A 17153-nucleotide genomic window follows, 5' to 3' on the forward strand; every position below is an offset into this window, starting at 1 on the left:
ATAGCTCTCCTATTCGATATGTAACTCAGGATGTCATTGTTGCCGCTACGTACAGCGTGCTGATGGCTCCGGGCTGGGATCGCCCTATGGTTCGGCCCCCCCTCGCAGGGCTTATGTGAAATGTCCTCTCAACTAAGATCTGTCCCTCATTATTTGACAGGGAGTCGGCAGTGGCTGGGGCAACAGGTAGACCGCGGCACGGCGGACCGGCTGGCACCGTACAGCCGCGCCATCTTGATAGAGCAACGGATTCCCGACGCCCGACTGCGTTCGATCGAGGGTGGGCGACACCCGATCGCGCTGGAGTTCCCGGACACGATCGCCCTCTGGGTGCGCGAGTTCCTCGAAATGGCCTCACGGTGAGCAGCGCGACGCATGCCCACGGCCGGCGGGCCTTGCTGTCAGGCGCGTGCGGGCGATGACTGACGTCGTCCGCGAGGTCGCGAGCCGGATGGCCGAGGCGGCCCAGGCGTGGCTGGACTCCTTGGACGCGGATCAGCGCATGGTGGCGGTCGGACCGGTGCCGGGCGCTGACGGCGTGGCCGAGGCTGAACGTACCCGCTGGTTCTACACGCCCACCGATCACGGCGGGCTCACCTTCCACCAGCAGCACCCCGTCCAGCACCGGCTGGTGATGCAGCTTGTCGCGAGTGGATTGTCCGAAGCCGGATACACCACCGTCGCCACCGTGCTCGGCCTGGAGAACGTACTCGACCGCGTCGAGGGCTTCTCGGTGAACTGGGGCCGGGAACGCACCCGCGACCCGGGCATGTACTACCTGCGGGTCTTCGGCGAGCCCGGCGGAACCCAACCGTGGGGATGGCGGTTCGGCGGCCACCACGTCTCGCTCAACTACCTCGTGGTCGACGGGCGCGTCGTCGCGACCACGCCGTGCTTCCTCGGTGCCGACCCGGCCGTTTCCCCGCTCCTGGGCGGGGCGACGCTGCGTCCGCTGGGGACGGCCGAGGACCTGGCCCGCGAGCTGGTCCGCTCCCTGCGCCCCGACCACGCCCGCGCGGTGCTGCTGGCGCGCGCCCCGAACGATGTCGTGGCGGGCAACAGCACCCGGATCGGCGACCACGTGGTGAAGCGCCGCGAACTCTGGCGCCCCGGCCAGCACGTCCCGGACCGTGCCGACGAACCGACCACCGGCCTCGAGGATGCCGACCAGAGGGCGCTGTCCATCACCCCCACGCCCAAGGGCGTGCCGGGCGCCGAGCTCGACACCGCTCAGCGAGGACTGTTGCGGGCACTGCTCGGCACGTACCTCGATCGCGTCCAGAACGGGGTCTCGCCATTGTCCCGCTACGACGCCCCGGGGGCGTTGGACGCCGTGCACCTCGCCTGGGCCGGCTCGACCACGGCGGGCCAGCCGCACTACTACCGCCTGCAGGGCCCGCGGCTCCTCATCGAGTGGACCAACGTCCATCGCGGGGTCAACCACGCGCACGCGGTGTGGCGGGACCCGGAGACAGACTTCGGCGGCGACGTCCTGGCCGCCCATCACGCCGCCCACCACGCGCGATGAGGAACGGTAGGTGACGGAGATGGCCGACAAGACCCGGCCCACGCTGCGGGGATCCTTCGGCATGTGCGCGTCGACGCACTGGCTGGCCTCCGCCACGGCCCAGTCCGTGCTGGAGCGGGGCGGCAATGCGTTCGACGCGGCGACCGCTGGCGCCTTCGTGCTGCACGTGGCCGAACCCCATCTCAACGGGCCGGGCGGCGATCTCGTCGCCGTCTTCGCAACCGCGGCGGGAACGTCCCCGCTGGTGCTGGCCGGACAGGGCCACGCTCCGCGGGCAGCGACGATAGAGCACTTCCGGGCCGAAGGACTCGACCATGTCCCGGGCGCGGGCGCCCTGGCCGCCGCAGTCCCGGGCGCCGTCGACTCCTGGCTGTGGCTGCTCGCCGAGTTCGGTACCTGGGAGTTCACCGACATCCTGGCCTACGCGATCGACTACGCGGAGCACGGAGTTCCGGTCGTACCCCAATTGGCACGCGTCCTGGCCACAGTCGAGGATCTTTTCCGGACGCACTGGCCGACGTCGTACGCGCTGTGGATGCCCGAAGGGCGAGTCCCGCAACCGCACGATAGTGTCGTCAACCCGGTCTACGCACGGACCCTGCGCCGGCTTTGCGCAGAGGGCGCCGGCGACACCCGGACCGCCCGGATCGACGCCGCCCGGCGCGCCTGGCGAACCGGCTTCGTGGCCACCACCGTGGCCGAGTTCGCGGCGACGCCGCATCGGCACTCCTCGGGCACCGACCACGCCGGCGTGCTCAGCGCCGCCGACTTCGCCGACTTCAAGCCGTCGGTCGAGCCCCCGGTCACCGCACAGTTCCGGGGTGTCACGGTGGCGAAGGCCGGTCTGTGGTCCCAGGGTCCCGTGCTGCTGCAGGCCCTCACCATTCTCGACCACTTCGACGACGCACAGATCGATCCGTCGACCGCCGGAGGGGTCCACACGATCATCGAGGCTTTGAAGCTGGCGATGGCTGACCGGGAGGCGTTCTACGGGCATCGGGATCCGGCGGAAGCGGAGGCCGTGGCGCGCCGGCTGCTGTCCTCCCGGTACAGCCAGGAGCGCGCCGGCCTGATCGGCCCGGCCGCATCGACCGCGTTCCGGCCCGGTGACATCGGCGTCACACCGTACGCTCCGCCGTTGATCGCCCGGCAGCCCTCGGTCCGGACCGAGGGCGTGGGCGAACCGACCGTGCAGGAGACCGGCGAGACCCGCGGCGACACCTGTCACATCGACATCGTCGACCGCTGGGGCAACATCATCTCCGCCACCCCGTCGGGCGGGTGGCTGCAGTCCTCCCCGGCGGTGCCGGAACTCGGTTTCGCGCTCGGCACGCGGCTCCAGATGACATGGCTGGACCCGGCCGCCCCGGCGCGCCTGGCGCCGGGTCGGCGGCCGCGGACGACCCTGTCGCCGACGCTGCTGCTGCGGGACGGCAGTCCCGTCGCCGCGCTCGGCACACCGGGCGGCGACCAGCAGGACCAATGGCAACTGCTCTACCTCGTACGCACCCTCGCCCTGGGGATGGACCCGCAGGAGGCGATCGACGCGCCCGCGTTCCACACCACCGCGATGCCGAGCTCGTTCTGGCCGCGGACCTGGACGCCGGGCGGACTGGTGATCGAGGAGCGAGCGGGCCGAGCGGTCATCGACGCACTGCGCGAACGCGGCCACGACGTGACCGTCTCCGGACCGTGGAGCCTCGGCCGGCTGTCCGTGGTCACCCGTGATCCGCACAGCGGCCTCCTGCAGGCAGGGGCGAACCCGCGCGGCGCCCAGGGTTACGCGGCGGGCCGATGAGACGGCTCGTCACGCCGGTGGGCCTGATGCTCGCCCTCACCTTCGCGACCGGCGTCGTCGACGCGGTCGGGCGCCTGAGCGCCGGCGCGGCGCTGTGCCAGCTGCACGAAGGCCTCGCGGTGGCCGCCGCAGCGCTGGTCGTGCTGGCGGTGACCGTCCTCGGCCACGCCTCCGCCGGCCACCCGACCAGCACGACCGGGCTGGCTGTCCCGGGCCTCGCCGCGATCACGGCCGACATCCCCCGAAAGAAGGCAGGACGTCCATGACCGCACCCGCAGCTCCTCCGATTCGCATCGTCGGCAACTCCGCCGTCGCTGCCGTAGGTATCCTCGCTGGCGCCCTCGGCACGCTGGAATCGGTGGTGTCACCGACGCTGCCGCTGTTGCAGCGCGAACTGTCGATCGATCCCGCCCAGGGCGCACTGCTGAGCATCGCGATGCTCATCACCGGCGCCCTCACCGCGCCCATCGCCGGCGTCCTCGGCGACCGCCACGGCGGAAAACGGGTGTTGATCTGGCTGATGGTGGTGGTGACGGCCGGCGGTCTGGTGTCCTCGCTGGCGCCGAACCTCCTGGTGCTGCTGCTCGGACAGGGCCTGGAGGGCGCGATGGTGGGCGCGATGCCGCTCTCCTTCATCCTGATGCGCAAGCTCCTCCCGGCCGACAGGTCCCCGGTGGCCATCGGCGTGGTCAGCGGATTCTTCGTCGGCGGCGGCATGCTGGGGACGCTGATCGCCGGTCCCATCGCCGAAGGGCTGTCGCGGCACTGGATGTTCGCGATCCCGACCATGGCGATCGTCGCAGCGACCGTACTCGTCCACCGGCTGTTGCCGGACGATCGACCGAGCCGTACCGACGCCAGGATCGACTGGCCCGGCATGCTGCTGCTGAGCGGCATCGTGCTGACGTTCATGGCCGGGCTCGCGACGGCGCCCGACATGGGCTCCCAGCCCCTCCTGCTCGTCGGCGTCGTCGTGCTCCTGGCCGTCTTCGTGACCGGCTGGGTTGCCGTGGAGCGCCGCGCGGCCACGCCGATGTTCGACCTGCGCCTGCTGGCCCGGCCGGCGATCTGGCGATCCTATGTGGTCACCTTCGCCGCCTGTATCGGCGCCGCGCTGTCAATCTACCTGGTTCCGCAGCTGTTCGCGGTGTCCGGCGACGGGTACGGCTTCGGAGCCAGTCCCACCGACATCGGGCGATACCTATTGCCCGCCGCCGCGATGGCGGCGATCAGCGGACCCCTGGGCGGGCTCGGGGTGCGGCGCTTCGGCTCGACCGCCGTGGTCGCCGCTGGCATCGTGCTTATGACGGCCGGCCTGATCGGCATGGCCCTCGTCCACACCGAGGTCTGGCATCTGGTCGTCGGCAAGGCGCTGATCAGCCTGGCCAACGGCGTCTGCATCACGGCGCTGGTCATCAAGACCGCCACCTCGGTCGACCAGGGCAACACCGGCACCGCCACCAGCATGGTTCTGGTCATCCGGGTGCTCGGCTTCGCCACCGGCGCACAGATCGGCGGCGCCGTCCTCACCGCCGGAACTTCGGCCGGGTCGGACATCCCGGCCGAGTCGGCTTACGTCACCGCCCTGGTCATCGCCAGCGTCGTGACGACACTGTCCCTGCTTGCCCTCCGCACCATGAGCAAAGGAGCCAGAAATTGATTCCTGCTGAGCCGACCAGCGGTACCAGCACCACGTCGAAACGCACGGTGCTGATATCCGGAGCCAGCGTCGCGGGGCCCGCCCTCGCGTTCTGGCTGAACCGCTACGGGTATGCGGTCACGGTGGTGGAGAAGGCGGGCACGGTCCGCAGCGGTGGTTATCCCATCGACGTCCGCGGCACCGCGCTGGAGGTCGTCCGCCGGATGGGCCTCCTCGATCGCCTGCAAGAGGCGCACATCGACGTGCGCCGGTTGACCTTCCTGGACGGAGACGGCAGCGAGGTGGTCTCGCTGCACCCGCATGCCGTCACCGGCGGTGTCGGGGGACGAGATCTGGAGGTACGGCGGGGCGATCTCACCGACGCCCTCTACGCAGCGGTCCGGGATGATGTGGAGTTCCTGTTCGGCGACTCCATCGACACCCTCGACGAACACGCCCACGGCGTCGATGTCACCTTCCGCGCACGCGGCCGGCGGACCTTCGACGTCGTGGTCGGGGCCGACGGTGTGCATTCACACACCCGGCAGTTGGTCCTCGGCCCCGAACAACAGTTCCACCGCTACCTCGGCTACTGCTTCGCCGTGTTCACCATGCCCAACACCTTCGGGCTCTGCGACGAGACGGTGATGTGGAACAGCCCCGGCCGGGCCGCCGCGCTCTACGCCGCCGGCGACGGTGACGTGCACGCCTTCCTGAACTTCGCCCGGCCGGAACCACCGTTCGAGGCCTTCTCCGACCCGGATACCCAGCGGAAGCTGCTCACCTCGGTCTTCGCCGACGCCGGATGGGAGGTCCCCGGCATGCTGGCCGCCATGCACAAGGCCGACGACGTGTTCTTCGACGGGGTCAGCCAGATCCACCTGCCCCGCTGGTCCAACGGCCGGGTGGCTTTGCTGGGCGATGCGGCGTACGCGCCCTCGTTCCTCACCGGGCAGGGCACCAGCCTCGCGCTCGTCGGCGCCTACATGCTCGCAGCGTCTCTGGCCGACCGGGATCACGCCGCCGGCTTCGCCGCCTACGAGCGCGACACCCGTGACTTCGTAACCGCGAACCAAGGGCTAGCCGGCCGGGGCGGCGCCACTCTCTTCCCGACCACCACCGAGGAACTGCGGCAGCGCAACAACCGACTGCGCAGTCTCAGCGTCATGCCCCCCGCGGGCGGACGACCGGCGCATTCGGCGCTCACGCTGCCCGAGGTCATGCCCTTGAGGTGAATCGGTGGTGTTGGAATGCGCCCTGCGGGCGCACATCATCGCGCCGGAGTTCGCGGTACGACACCGATCGCGCGCGGGCCGTAGCGACCGTCTTCGGTTGCTTCGGATCTCTCGGGTCCGCCGGTGCGTTGCAGGAACGGGTGTGTGAGTCGGTCACGGCGACAGCACGGATTTCGTCGGGACTGCGGCTCACCGAGATCGAGAAACTCAAGCCCAACTGATCTAGCCGCAATTTCCCGTGAGCACCGGTGGGCAGCGCTCGCGGCTCCTCGGTTGGTCGGAGATCGGAGTGATACGCGTACTCGCCCGGGTCAGCGGCCGGGCTGCACGGTCACCTTGATCGATCCCGGTGCCGCAGGCGACCAGGGCGACCAGCGTGATCTGGGGGTAGCCGCTGGCCTGGGTGTACTGGTTGGAGCGTTTGCCGAGCCCGGTGCGGGTGGCCGGGTTGTCGGGCACGTCCAGGCAGGTGCCGTCGATCTCGACGACCAGCAGGCCCGCCCAGCGGGCACCGGCGGTGCGGATCGCGGCGGTGTGCCCCCGCAGCAGATCGCCAGACCGCGAGCCCGTCGGCGACAGCGATCTGGCGGGTGATGGCAGTCTGAAGGGACAGCGGAGCTCCCTCGGCAACGGATGTCTTTGGTCGGACAACCCGTTTCTACCGGAGCTCCGCTTCCTACATGCATGGGGCATACACCAGGTCAGACCGGATGTTGACGACCAGCCCGTACGCCTAACTTCACGGCCTTGGCCTTCAGCTCCGCGAAGGTGGCCGGTGGATCGCCGCGTCATCCAGCCGCCTAGCGTCGCCCGAAGGGGTCAGACGCCGTGGGTCCAGAACTCCTCGGCCGAGCCCGTGAACGCCCCTGGATCGCCGGCGAGGAAGAATTCGTCCCACGTCGGTCCGTCGGAGAGCTCCCAGTGCTCGACGGCCACGCCGTCCTTGAAGCGCCACGCGCCCATGCCGACGCGGGTCCATTTCCAGTCGCCGCGCGACGTGCGGAACGTCCCGTGGACGACGCCGTAGTGGTCGTCGGCGAGGATCTGGTCGAACTCGAGGGGTTCGACGTTGGCGTCGGCCAGGCTCGCTCGCCGCTTGGTGTAGCGGCGCATGAATTCCATGCCGCCGGTCGCCGCCAAGCGTACGCCACCGGTGTGGATCACGAAGTCTGGTGACATCCGCTCCATCACTTCCTTGACATGCTCCTGTTGCCGCCGGAGACGCTCGTCCTCGCTCAGGCTCCGGTCGGAGGTGATCGCCGCGCCTCCCCGATAGAGATCGGCCAGCCACAGGGCATTGGGATGGGTGTCGGACAGCACGAGGGCTCCTCCCGGGTGATGAACCCGATCTCGTTGGGTTCTCTCATATGAGAGTCTCATATCGGTGAGGTACTTGTACATGGGCATGGCAACCGGTCGGTAGTTGTCGAGTCAAATTGAGACGGTTTGTGCCTGCTGGGTTTGGCTGGTTGATCCAGGCCCGGTCGGGCAGTTTCGGTGCGCGCGGCCGGTGGTTGAACCGGTCCGGGTGGGCGGCTTCGACACCAGGTCGGCCATGCTGCCGGAGGTCGGTTGCTTGCCGGATGAGGTGGACACGTACACAAGGATCTCCGATCCCCGTCCTCAGGTCAGCGCCCCACTCGGGTGTCTCACACCATCTTGACCAAGAGGGTGCTACGGTGGGAACATATGAGAGACATATCTTACTTAAGATCGGAATCTATCGTGTTCATCGGTACAGCAACCGACAGCGTGCGCATCGCTCCGTCCTGGGAGCGCGTGGCAGAGGCGGAGTCCCACCGTCTGAGGGAGGCGCCGGCGGCCAACGTCGGCGACGCGCTCCAGCGGATGACCGTCATGGACGGCGGCATCCGGCTGTTCACCGAGGGCGCCACGCTTCTGGGGAACGCGCTGACGGTGGACGTCCGGTCAGGTGACAACCTGGCCATCCACCGGGCGCTCGACGAGGCCCGCCCGGGTGACGTCCTGGTCATCAACGGCCACGGGGACATGACCCGTGCGCTGATAGGCGACCTCATCGGCGAGATCATGGTGAACACCGGCGTGGTCGGCGCGGTGATCGACGGCGCCGTCCGCGACGTCCAGGCGCTGTCCGGGATGAGCCTGGCCGTCTACGCGCGTGCGGTCACCCCGGCCGGGCCCTTCAAGGACGGGCCCGGCGCCATCGGTGTCCCCGTGGCGGTCGGCGGCGTGGTCGTAGCCCCGGGTGACGTGCTCGTCGGCGACGCCGACGGTGTTGTCGTCGTTCCTCAGCACCGCGTCCACGAGGTCGTGGACGCGGTCGACCGGATCAGCGAGAAGGAGAACCGGCTCCGGCAGCGCATCCTTTCGGCGCGCACCGGCAGTCCGACGGTGAACCGATGACCACCATGCCGCCCGCCTTCCGGATCGCGGAGCTGCGCCGCTGCTCGCGACGTCCGGCCCTCGCACCGGCGCCGCCGGGCGCCGTATCGCTGGCCATGGGTGAGCCGGATCTCCCGACGCCGGCACCGGTGATCGAGGCCGCGGCGGCCGCCTTGCGCCGGGGGGAGACCCACTACGCCGACCAGCGGGGCCTGCGGCAGCTGCGCGCCGCGCTCGCTTCCCGGCTGCCGGCGCGTCCGGGCCGGCCGTGGACCGCGGAGGACGTCGTGGTCACCCATGGCGCCACCGCGGCGCTGGCGGCCGTCGTGCTGGCGATGATCGGCCCCGGCGACCGCGTCGTCATACCGGAGCCTGCCTACTCTCTCTACGCCGACCTGGTCGTCCTTGCCGGGGGAACCGTGGATTTCGTCCCGCTTGCCCCGGACCTCCATTGGGACCTAGACGCGCTGGCCTCCGCACTTCCCGGCGCCGCGATGATCATCTTCTCGAATCCGTCCAACCCGACCGGCATCGTGCACCGCGAGGATGAGCTCGATGCCCTCGGGAAGCTCCTCGACGGCTCCGACACCCTGGTCGTCAGCGACGAGGCGTACCACCGGCTGGTCTACCCCGCGCATGCGCAGACCTCCGCGCTGGAGATCGCCTCGCTGCGGGACCGGACGGCGTACGTGCAGACGTTCTCCAAGACGTACGCGATGACGGGCTGGCGGGTGGGGTACCTGGCGGGGCCGCGGGAGGTGGTGGACGCGGCGGCGCACGTGCACCGCACCTTCAACGGCTCGGTGAACACGGCGGTCCAGCATGCGGCCCTCGCCGCACTCGAGCTGCCCGACACCGTCGTCGATGCCATGGTCAACACGTACGGGCGGCGCCGCGAGACCGTGGTGGCGAAGCTCTCTGGCGTTCCCGGCGTGCACCTGGTTCCGCCGGAGGGAGCGTTCTACGGGTTCCTCCGCTACGACGCCGACCTGCCCTCCGAGGTGGTCGCCCGGGAGCTCGCTGAGCGGAAGGTGATGGTGCGGGCCGGCGCCGAGTACGGCCCGTCGGGCGAGGGGTACGTCCGGATCTCGTTCGCGGCATCCGATGACGACCTGCGAACCGGGCTGGACCGTATCGTCTCCCATCTCCGCGGTGCGTGCTTCTGAAGGCGACGTCAGGTGAGGGTAATGTGTACCGCGTCGGCACATGCGGCGTCATCCGGGTCGCTGAGGGGGCGATATCCTTCGGCTGTTCTTGCACAGGGCGGAGGGGGCCGATGTCCGATCAGCAGGTCTCGCCACGTGGGGGACGCAAGCCACGGAGTGACACCCGCCGCAACCATCGGCAGCTGCTGAAGGCCGTCGGTGAGCTTGCCCGGGAGGCTCCCGATCAGCTCACCATGCAGGCCGTCGCATCCCGGGCGGAGATCGGGCCGGCCACCGCCTACCGCTACTACTCCTCGCTGGACGACGTGCTCGCGGCTTACGTACTCAGCGTCGTCGAGCAGCTCCGCGACTTCAGCGCGACGTCGACGGCGAAAGGGCGGCCGCTGTTCGACTCGGTCGTGAACAAGTGGGTGGATCTGCTGGCCGAGCACGGCCCGGCGTTGGTGCAGCTTCGGTCCCGGCTGGGCTACCTGGAGCGGCTCAGGAGCGGGAACGCGATCATCGTGGCCCTGCGGGATGCCTGGAGTGAGCCGGTGCGGGGGCTGCTCGACGACATCGGCCTCCCGGACACGATGGTCGAATACGCGCTGTTTCTGGCCAACATGATGTTCGATCCGCGGGAGATCCAGGACCTGCTGCGGCAGACGGAGATGTCGCGCCAGGAAATCATCACGCGGCTGACCGAGGCGTACGGCGGCGCCGTACGCGGGTGGGCGCGCGCGGGCTGATGCCTCCCGGGCGGCCGGCGGTTGCCGGCCCGGATCGACGAATTCGGCGCATCGATCGTGCGGAGCTCAGCATTGGCATCAGCGCGAGACAGCCCGTAACGCCGCCGACCGTGCCACAGGGCCACACGGTCGCCGAGAACGGCACGCTCTCCTCGACCGGCATCACTCGGCCATGGTGGCAGTCTGCCCGCCGCCACGCCCGCCCCCCGAGTTGACGGGGCAGCGGCAGCAGGGTTGGTAGTTGCCGAGCGGCCTCACGCCGCAGCGTCCGGTGCCGGGTCCGCGGCTGGAGTCAGCAGAACTCGACCGGGTCACCGGAGCGGATGACGCCGAACTCCAGCGGGCGCGCGTACACCCCGGCGCACGGCAGAAAGCCGACGTCCGCCAAATGCAGACGGTTGTGCCGGCTCAGCACCCGCAGCAGCGCGACATCCGGCTCGACGTCACCATGCCGCAACGCCGGCACCACACACCGTGGGGTCGAGATGACGACCTCGGCGACCACCTCGGAGCCGATCCGCAGCCGCCGCCCCGGCCAGAGGTTCTCGACGAAGCCGGCACCCGGGTCGGGCACCTCGACGACGATGTTGGGCCGGAAGCGCTGGCCGTCGACCGGCCGTCCCGTGTGGGCCGCGAGGCCGGCCAGCGTCGCGGTCGTGATCAGGTGCAGAGGCGCGAAGTCGAAGAACGTGCCGGGCGGGGAGCCGGCAGCCAACATGGATTCGGCGGTCTCCGCGATGCGCAGGTCGTCGTCGGTGCGTACCTGGTCCGGGTCCATCCGTTCGATGCTCGCGCCCGGCGCGGCCCGGTCGAGCAGGCGCACGTCCCGGCCCAGCAGCGTGGACAGCGCCGGATCGGCGTGGCCGGTGACCGTCACGGTCCCGGTCGTACCGTCCGCCATGGTCAGCCGGACCGCCGGGGCGCCGTCGGAGCCAGGGGACGTCAGCGTGGACCGGACGGTCAGCATGTCCCGCCACAGGCGCGGGTTCTTGGCGCTGGCCACCTTGCCGGTGACACAGTCGAGCACCGCGAAGGACCGGTCCCCGGCGATGCCCGCCTCGTCCACGTACGCCTGGTCCAGCTCCTCTCCCAGCATCGACTTGACCGGGTAGCGCGACAGCTGCCGAACCCTGCCCACCTGACGATCGTGACCCACGCCCAGGGAACCTAGCTGACGCTACGGTGGTCCGGTGCAGGCGGAGGCGGCCCAGCGGGCGACGCAGGCGGCCGTGTCGATCGCCGCATCGCTCGGCTTGACCGTCGACGACGCCGCCGTCCTGCACAACTCGAACAAGCTCACCCTGCGGCTGCAGCCCTGCGACGTGCTGGCGCAGGTGGCACCGGCGGCGCACCAGTGCGCCCAGCGTGAAGTGGATGTCGCTCAGCGCCTGTTCGAGGTCGGCAGCCCGGTGGCCGCACTGACAACGCCCGAGGTCTTCACCTGGGACGACCACGTGGTCACGCTATGGACCTACTACGAACCGATAACTGAGGCGATCTCACCTGCGGACTACGCCGACGCGCTCGGACGGCTGCACGCCGGAATGCGCCGGGTCGACCTGCCCACCCCGCACCTCACGGACCGGGTCTCCGAGGCCCAGGCACTCGTGGCGGACCACGACCGGACCCTGATGCTGGCCGACGCGGACCGGATCTTCCTGGCTGGCACGTTGGACCGGCTGCGCCGAGTGGTCTGCGACAGCGGCCGGCCCGAACAGCTCCTGCACGGCGAGCCGCACCTGGGCAACCTGCTCTCCACCCCGACCGGCCTGCTCTTCATCGACTTTGAGACGTGCTGCCGGGGGCCGGTCGAGTTCGACCTGGCCCACGCGCCCGACGAGGTCGCAGACCGGTACCCGGGCGTCGATCACCACCTGCTCCGAGATTGCCGGGCCCTCGTCCTGGCGATGATCACGACGTGGCGCTGGGATCGCGACGACCAGTTCCCCGACGGCCACCGGCTCGGCGTCGAGTGGCTGAGCCGACTCCGGACGTCCTGACGCCCGCCGGTTGTCTGCGCGACTTCCCCTACCAGGTGAAGCCGACCGTGAACGGGGTGTTGACCGGGGTGCCGACGCTGTTCACACAGGTCACGCCGACCGTCATGTCGGCGGCCCCGACCGGGTGCCAGTACTGCACGTGGCAGTGCGCGTCCTGGTAGCCCAGCGCGTACGCCACGGCGTGCCCGGAGTAGTCGATGATCTGTGGGAAGTGCACCGCGTACCGTCCGGTCCCGGTGCGGGTCACGGCGTAGTCGCCGCTCACCGAGCTGTCGTTGGTCCAGGTGATCGCCGGTGCCGGCCCACCCGACGGGTAGGTGTCGCCGACCGTCGCCAGCGCCGTCGGCGCGATCTGCTGCAGCAGGTTGTGCACGGTCCAGGTGATGGTGAACCGGGAGTCGACGAAGGCTCCGGAGGCGTTGCGGCACCGTACCCGGGCGATCCCGTCGGCGAGGTACGAGTCCACCTTGCACTTCACGGCCGCCGACGTGTAGGCGGTGATCTGATAGAACGTGGTCTGCGTCTGGGCGGCCGAGGCGGGCAGCTCCACCGCGTACGAGCCGGGCGCGTCCCGCGCCACCCACGGTGAGCCGCCGCCGGAGTCGAAGCGGTACCAGGCGCTCGGGGTGTACATCGGCGAGGTCGGGTTGTTCGACCAGAGGTACGACACGCCGTCGGCGGCGAGCGTGGAGCCGCTGGCCTCGACGAAGTTCGCCACGAAGGTCGCGTCCTGCCGGGCGCCGCTGGCCCCGAAGCAGTAGACGTTGACCAGCAGATCGGTGCCGGACGGATACCAGGAGCCGACGGTGCAGAACCGGGCCGCCGCGCCGTACGCCTGGGCGTGCACCACTCCCCCGCCGCCGGAGACCAGCGACCCGAGCCCGCCGAACCGCACCTGGTAGATGCCGGCACCGGACCGGGTCACGGTGATCGGCCCGCCGCCGGGATTCTTGGCGTACGAGTAGTAGGTGTGGCCGCCGGCGGTCCACATCGGCACCGTGTGACTGGCGGCGGTGGGGTTGCTGGCCCACACGTAGCTGGTGACGGCCGGGGTGACGGCCGCCGCAGCCGGCGCTGCCGCCGTGACGACGGCGGCGGCCAGGCCGACCGCCGCAGCACCGAGGACGGCCGAGATCCGCCGAAGAAGCCTGCTGGTCATGCGCCGACGCTAACCACCGCCGTCAACCGTACGCTCCGGCTACGTCGCCTACGACGAGTTCCCGGATCACCCGTCGCGGCGGTGCACTCTCGACTGTCAGCCGGTCGGCCCATACCGGGCTGCGCCGCTTGCCGAGCAAGATGACCGGGTGAAGGCGTTCGTGGGGGTCACCGACGGCGAGTGGCGCAGCTTCCTCGCCGCCCGGCCGCAGATCAACGAGGTCAACTTCTGGCGTCCCGGCGGCGGCAGCTTCAAGACCCTCACCCCGGGCGAGCCGTTCTTCTTCAAGAGCCGCTACCCGCACAACCGGATTGTCGGCGGCGGCTTCTTCAGCGGGTTCGCGAAGCTGCGGCTCTCGGAAGCGTGGGGGCTGTTCGGGGAGGCCAACGGGGCGGGTTCCCTCGTCGACATGGCCCGCGACATCGGCAAGTACCGCAGGGATCCGATCGGCCCCGGCGAGGACCCGGTGATCGGCTGCATCTTCATCCGCGACACCGTCTTCTTCCCCGACGGCCGGCAGCCGGAGCCGCCGCCGGAGTTCCCGTCGAACCTCACCCAGGGCAAGACCTACGACCTGTCGTCGGGCACGCACTTCGACTACTTCGAGCAGTTGACGAAACTGCTGCTCGGCGGCGAGGTGCGGGTCGACCCGGAAGGCACCTGGCACCGACCGGGTCCGGTGTTCGGCGACCCCCGGCTCCGGCCGCAGCGCCTCGGGCAGCAGTCGTTCAAGGCGGTCGTGCTCGACACGTACTCCCGGCGCTGCGCGATCACCGACAGCAAGCTCCGGCCGGCGCTACAGGCCGCGCACATCCGCCCGGTGGCCGCCGGCGGCGAGCACCGCATCCACAACGGCATGCTGCTACGGGCCGACGTACACATCCTCTTCGACCAGGGCTACCTGGGCGTCGACCCGAAGTACCGGCTGCTGGTCAGCCGACGCCTGCGCGACGACTTCGGCAACGGCGAACAGTTCTACGCCCGCGCCGGCACCCAGATCGCCGTACCCGAGCAGAAGGCCCGCCGCCCCGATCACGACCTGCTCGAATGGCACACCGACGCGGTCTTCAAGCGCTGACGGTCAGGTGCGCATGGCGTCGGTTCGTTGGCACGTCGAGCTACTCAGCAGCCGCCGCTACTGACCGTCGAAGTCGGTCACAGCGCTGTGTCGTCGACCTTGCGCATCGGCTAGGCCGTTCCTAGGCCAACCAGCTTCGCACCGGCTGGCCCGGTACGGTATCGACGACAATGTGGTTGATCGACCGATCAGGGGCGACGCCACTGCACATCGGATCAGTGTGACCGTCAGCAACCATCGAGGCGGGCAGATCCCGAGCCACACCGGAGTCCAGCCGTGGTCCTGCGTAACGTTGCCGTCCATCTCGCCGCCGGTGCGGTGCTCGTCGCCGCCACCATCGGCTTCGGCACGGCCATGGCCGCCGAAGGAGACGCCACCCCAGGCCCGACGCCGACGGCCGCCGACGGAGATGCCACGACCGCAGCCACAGGTGCGCCCGCTGGCACAGCCAGCGCCGCGGTCACCCTGCCGCCGGTCGACGCCCGGTTCGACTACCAGATCGGCCAGGCGTACGCCCCGCCGAGCGGCGTCACAGTGGTCAGCCGTGACCGCGAGGCAGCCCCGGCCGCCGGCCTCTACAACATCTGCTACGTCAACGCCTTCCAGGTGCAGCCTCACGAGGTCACCTGGTGGCAGCGCAACCACGACGACCTGCTGCTGCGCGACGCCGACGGCGAGTACGTCGTCGACGGCGACTGGAACGAGATCCTGCTCGACATCTCCACCGCCGCGAAGCGCACCGCGATCGCCGGCATCGTCAACGACTGGATCGACGGCTGCGCCGCCGACGGCTTCCAGGCGGTCGAGCCCGACAACATCGACTCGTACTACCGCTCCGACGACCTGCTCACCCTCGACGACGCCGTCGAATACCTGAAACTGCTCGCCCCGCACACGCACGCAGCCGGGCTAGCCATCGGCCAGAAGAACACCACCGAACTCGGCACGCGAGGCAAAGCCGCCGGCCTCGACTTCGCGATCGCCGAGGAATGCGGCCGCTACGACGAATGCGGCGACTACACCAGGGTGTACGGCGACAACGTCATCGACATCGAGTACACCGACGACGCCTACACCAAGGCGTGCGCGGCAGTCGGCGCGAGAGTCTCCGTGGTCCGCCGCGACGTCGATGTCACCGCGCCTGGCAGTCGCACCTACGTCTACCGGGCCTGCTGAGCACGCCCGGAGACCCTTTGGGTGAAAGGTCGACGACAGTCAGAACTGCGGTTGTACGGGTGGCCGGCCCTTCAGCTCGTGAAAGCCGGACACCGTGGCGACGAGCACGACCCCGTCCCAGAGCCGGCCGGCCTCCTCGCCACGCGGGATCCGGGAGATCACCGGCCCGAAGAAGGCGAACCGGTTGCCGGCACCGTCGTCGGTGACGACGATCGGGGTGCCGACGTGCTCACCGACGAGCCGGATGCCGGCGGCGTGCGAGGCCCGTACCGCCTCGTCGTACTCCGCCGTCTCGGCCGCCGCAGCCAACTCCGTGGGCAGTCCGGCGTCCGCCAGGACCTCACCGAAGGGCACCCACTCGCCGCCTTCGTGGACCCGCCGACCGTACGCGGTGAAGAACCGCTCCAGCCCGGACTGGCCGTACCGCTGCTCGACCGCGACACACACGCGGACCGGGCCCCACAGGTATCCCTGCGTGTCACCTTCGGGGTCGACCTCACGATGCTCGTTGAGGACCGACAGGCTCAGCACGTGCCAGCGGATGTCGAGCGGCCGTACCGTCGCGGCCTCGACCATCCACCGCGACGTCACCCACGTGTACGGGCAACTCGGGTCGAACCAGAAGTCCACTGTCCGCGCCATCGGCCGGCCTACCCTCCCTCTTCGCTTCGTACGCTACGCCCGAGTGTCGGCCACCGGGCCGGTAGCGGTGCCGGGTCGGCAGGAGAGGTACTGGGCAGACCATCGCGACGGCCCCGCGAGATCGGTAGAACAAGGCTGAGGCCGTCACGCGGAGGTGAGCAACCAGACCTCGGCGAGGACAAGCAGGCCGATACCGTACAGGTCCAACCTGATCCGCCGCCGCCGCCGGGACCAGCCGTCGATGCCCAGCATCACCTTCAGGGGCGACGAGTCCGCCGGCTCGATGATGCTCAGCCGATAGAAGATGTCGTTCACGAGGAACACCTGTAGCGCGATCGCGAGCAGGCCTAGGCTCATGCGCGCCGACGGCGGCCAGCCGGGCCCGACAACGCCGGTCAAGACCAGCCCATCGATCGCCAGCAGACCGAGACAAAGTAGATAGCAGATCAGCTTCTCGCCGAGGAACAGTGCCTTGAGCGCGTCCCTGACGAAGATGTAGCCGGCAACGTAGATGACCGCAAGCTGGGAGACGACCAGCGACAACCAACCCGTCCACGCCATAGCGGCCTCCCACCTGGTCCTATGCGGAACATGGTGTCAGAGGGAGCCCTCCCAAGCAACGAGTGTCGACTATGAGTGA

General features: G+C 69.7%; 18 protein-coding genes. 12 read left to right on the top strand and 6 right to left on the bottom strand.

What is annotated here, in order from left to right:
* Positions 1 to 234: 234 nt before the first annotated feature.
* The 6 genes from EDC02_RS42370 to EDC02_RS15135 are packed head-to-tail and all read left to right on the top strand — an operon-like array spanning position 235 to position 6200.
* On the top strand, positions 235 to 363 hold the full coding sequence (locus EDC02_RS42370) for a hypothetical protein (RefSeq protein ID WP_255500339.1): 129 nt from the start codon (positions 235 to 237) through the stop codon (positions 361 to 363).
* 55 nt (positions 364 to 418) lie between these two features.
* The gene (locus tag EDC02_RS15110) at positions 419 to 1528 is read left to right on the top strand and encodes a DUF3500 domain-containing protein (RefSeq protein WP_123604813.1); all 1110 of its coding nucleotides are present in this window, start codon (positions 419 to 421) and stop codon (positions 1526 to 1528) included.
* A 19-nt stretch (positions 1529 to 1547) separates the two neighbouring features.
* Positions 1548 to 3326 carry a gamma-glutamyltransferase family protein gene (locus EDC02_RS15115; protein ID WP_123602512.1) on the top strand — a complete coding sequence of 593 codons (1779 nt, stop codon included), beginning with the start codon at positions 1548 to 1550 and terminating at the stop codon, positions 3324 to 3326.
* The gene (locus EDC02_RS40835) at positions 3323 to 3592 is read left to right on the top strand and encodes a hypothetical protein (RefSeq protein ID WP_199757645.1); all 270 of its coding nucleotides are present in this window, start codon (positions 3323 to 3325) and stop codon (positions 3590 to 3592) included. Before EDC02_RS15115 ends, EDC02_RS40835 begins: the two co-directional genes overlap by 4 nt.
* Positions 3589 to 4986 (top strand): MFS transporter, encoded by a 1398-nt coding sequence (locus EDC02_RS15130; RefSeq protein ID WP_123602513.1) that lies wholly within the window; start codon positions 3589 to 3591, stop codon positions 4984 to 4986. Before EDC02_RS40835 ends, EDC02_RS15130 begins: the two co-directional genes overlap by 4 nt.
* Positions 4983 to 6200, top strand: coding sequence for an FAD-dependent monooxygenase (locus tag EDC02_RS15135; protein WP_233605941.1), 1218 nt, complete (start codon positions 4983 to 4985; stop codon positions 6198 to 6200). Before EDC02_RS15130 ends, EDC02_RS15135 begins: the two co-directional genes overlap by 4 nt.
* Positions 6201 to 6422: 222 nt before the next feature.
* Here the strand turns inward: EDC02_RS15135 and EDC02_RS15140 are convergent, their stop codons facing one another.
* Positions 6423 to 6830 carry a hypothetical protein gene (locus EDC02_RS15140; protein ID WP_123602514.1) on the bottom strand — a complete coding sequence of 136 codons (408 nt, stop codon included), beginning with the start codon at positions 6828 to 6830 and terminating at the stop codon, positions 6423 to 6425.
* Between the two features lie 189 nt (positions 6831 to 7019).
* Positions 7020 to 7520 (bottom strand): hypothetical protein, encoded by a 501-nt coding sequence (locus tag EDC02_RS15145; protein ID WP_123602515.1) that lies wholly within the window; start codon positions 7518 to 7520, stop codon positions 7020 to 7022.
* A gap of 405 nt (positions 7521 to 7925) precedes the next feature.
* Between EDC02_RS15145 and EDC02_RS15150 the strand changes: the two genes are divergently transcribed.
* The 3 genes from EDC02_RS15150 to EDC02_RS15160 all read left to right on the top strand — a co-directional run bounded on the left by EDC02_RS15150 (position 7926) and on the right by EDC02_RS15160 (position 10458).
* Positions 7926 to 8585: an RraA family protein gene (locus EDC02_RS15150; RefSeq protein ID WP_123602516.1), complete on the top strand. Its 660-nt coding sequence runs from the start codon at positions 7926 to 7928 to the stop codon at positions 8583 to 8585.
* Entirely contained in the window at positions 8582 to 9730 is a 1149-nt protein-coding gene (locus tag EDC02_RS15155) for a pyridoxal phosphate-dependent aminotransferase (RefSeq protein ID WP_123602517.1), read from the top strand. The genes EDC02_RS15150 and EDC02_RS15155 overlap by 4 nt, the downstream gene beginning before the upstream one ends.
* A 110-nt stretch (positions 9731 to 9840) precedes the next feature.
* Positions 9841 to 10458, top strand: a complete 618-nt coding sequence (locus EDC02_RS15160; protein WP_123602518.1) for a TetR/AcrR family transcriptional regulator — start codon at positions 9841 to 9843, stop codon at positions 10456 to 10458.
* A gap of 292 nt (positions 10459 to 10750) precedes the next feature.
* Here the strand turns inward: EDC02_RS15160 and EDC02_RS15165 are convergent, their stop codons facing one another.
* The gene (locus EDC02_RS15165) at positions 10751 to 11596 is read right to left on the bottom strand and encodes an MOSC domain-containing protein (protein ID WP_233605942.1); all 846 of its coding nucleotides are present in this window, start codon (positions 11594 to 11596) and stop codon (positions 10751 to 10753) included.
* Between the two features lie 52 nt (positions 11597 to 11648).
* Here EDC02_RS15165 and EDC02_RS15170 point away from each other — a divergent pair, with 52 nt between their 5' ends.
* Positions 11649 to 12458, top strand: a complete 810-nt coding sequence (locus EDC02_RS15170) for a phosphotransferase family protein (protein WP_123602519.1) — start codon at positions 11649 to 11651, stop codon at positions 12456 to 12458.
* 28 nt (positions 12459 to 12486) lie between these two features.
* Here EDC02_RS15170 and EDC02_RS15175 read toward each other — a convergent pair whose 3' ends face one another.
* On the bottom strand, positions 12487 to 13617 hold the full coding sequence (locus EDC02_RS15175; RefSeq protein WP_123602520.1) for a hypothetical protein: 1131 nt from the start codon (positions 13615 to 13617) through the stop codon (positions 12487 to 12489).
* A 148-nt stretch (positions 13618 to 13765) separates the two neighbouring features.
* On the opposite strand from EDC02_RS15175, the gene EDC02_RS15180 reads away from it, so the two are divergent.
* Positions 13766 to 14695 (top strand): HNH endonuclease, encoded by a 930-nt coding sequence (locus EDC02_RS15180; RefSeq protein ID WP_123602521.1) that lies wholly within the window; start codon positions 13766 to 13768, stop codon positions 14693 to 14695.
* Between the two features lie 354 nt (positions 14696 to 15049).
* Positions 15050 to 15871 (top strand): endo alpha-1,4 polygalactosaminidase, encoded by an 822-nt coding sequence (locus EDC02_RS15185; protein ID WP_123604816.1) that lies wholly within the window; start codon positions 15050 to 15052, stop codon positions 15869 to 15871.
* A 39-nt stretch (positions 15872 to 15910) separates the two neighbouring features.
* Here the strand turns inward: EDC02_RS15185 and EDC02_RS15190 are convergent, their stop codons facing one another.
* On the bottom strand, positions 15911 to 16513 hold the full coding sequence (locus EDC02_RS15190; RefSeq protein ID WP_123602522.1) for a disulfide bond formation protein DsbA: 603 nt from the start codon (positions 16511 to 16513) through the stop codon (positions 15911 to 15913).
* 144 nt (positions 16514 to 16657) lie between these two features.
* The gene (locus tag EDC02_RS15195) at positions 16658 to 17056 is read right to left on the bottom strand and encodes a hypothetical protein (protein ID WP_148083467.1); all 399 of its coding nucleotides are present in this window, start codon (positions 17054 to 17056) and stop codon (positions 16658 to 16660) included.
* Positions 17057 to 17153 lie beyond the last annotated feature (97 nt).

The organism is Micromonospora sp. Llam0 (assembly GCF_003751085.1).
Classification (GTDB): Bacteria; Actinomycetota; Actinomycetes; order Mycobacteriales; family Micromonosporaceae; genus Micromonospora_E.

Bases quoted from the DNA above. Each gene is read 5' to 3' on its own strand.
- EDC02_RS15110 (WP_123604813.1), top strand. From the start codon at position 419: ATGACTGACGTCGTCCGCGAGGTCGCGAGCCGGATGGCCGAGGCGGCC.
- EDC02_RS15115 (WP_123602512.1), top strand. From the start codon at position 1,548: ATGGCCGACAAGACCCGGCCCACGCTGCGGGGATCCTTCGGCATGTGC.
- EDC02_RS40835 (WP_199757645.1), top strand. From the start codon at position 3,323: ATGAGACGGCTCGTCACGCCGGTGGGCCTGATGCTCGCCCTCACCTTC.
- EDC02_RS15130 (WP_123602513.1), top strand. From the start codon at position 3,589: ATGACCGCACCCGCAGCTCCTCCGATTCGCATCGTCGGCAACTCCGCC.
- EDC02_RS15155 (WP_123602517.1), top strand. From the start codon at position 8,582: ATGACCACCATGCCGCCCGCCTTCCGGATCGCGGAGCTGCGCCGCTGC.
- EDC02_RS15160 (WP_123602518.1), top strand. From the start codon at position 9,841: ATGTCCGATCAGCAGGTCTCGCCACGTGGGGGACGCAAGCCACGGAGT.
- EDC02_RS15175 (WP_123602520.1), bottom strand. From the start codon at position 13,617: ATGACCAGCAGGCTTCTTCGGCGGATCTCGGCCGTCCTCGGTGCTGCG.
- EDC02_RS15185 (WP_123604816.1), top strand. From the start codon at position 15,050: ATGGCCGCCGAAGGAGACGCCACCCCAGGCCCGACGCCGACGGCCGCC.
- EDC02_RS15190 (WP_123602522.1), bottom strand. From the start codon at position 16,513: ATGGCGCGGACAGTGGACTTCTGGTTCGACCCGAGTTGCCCGTACACG.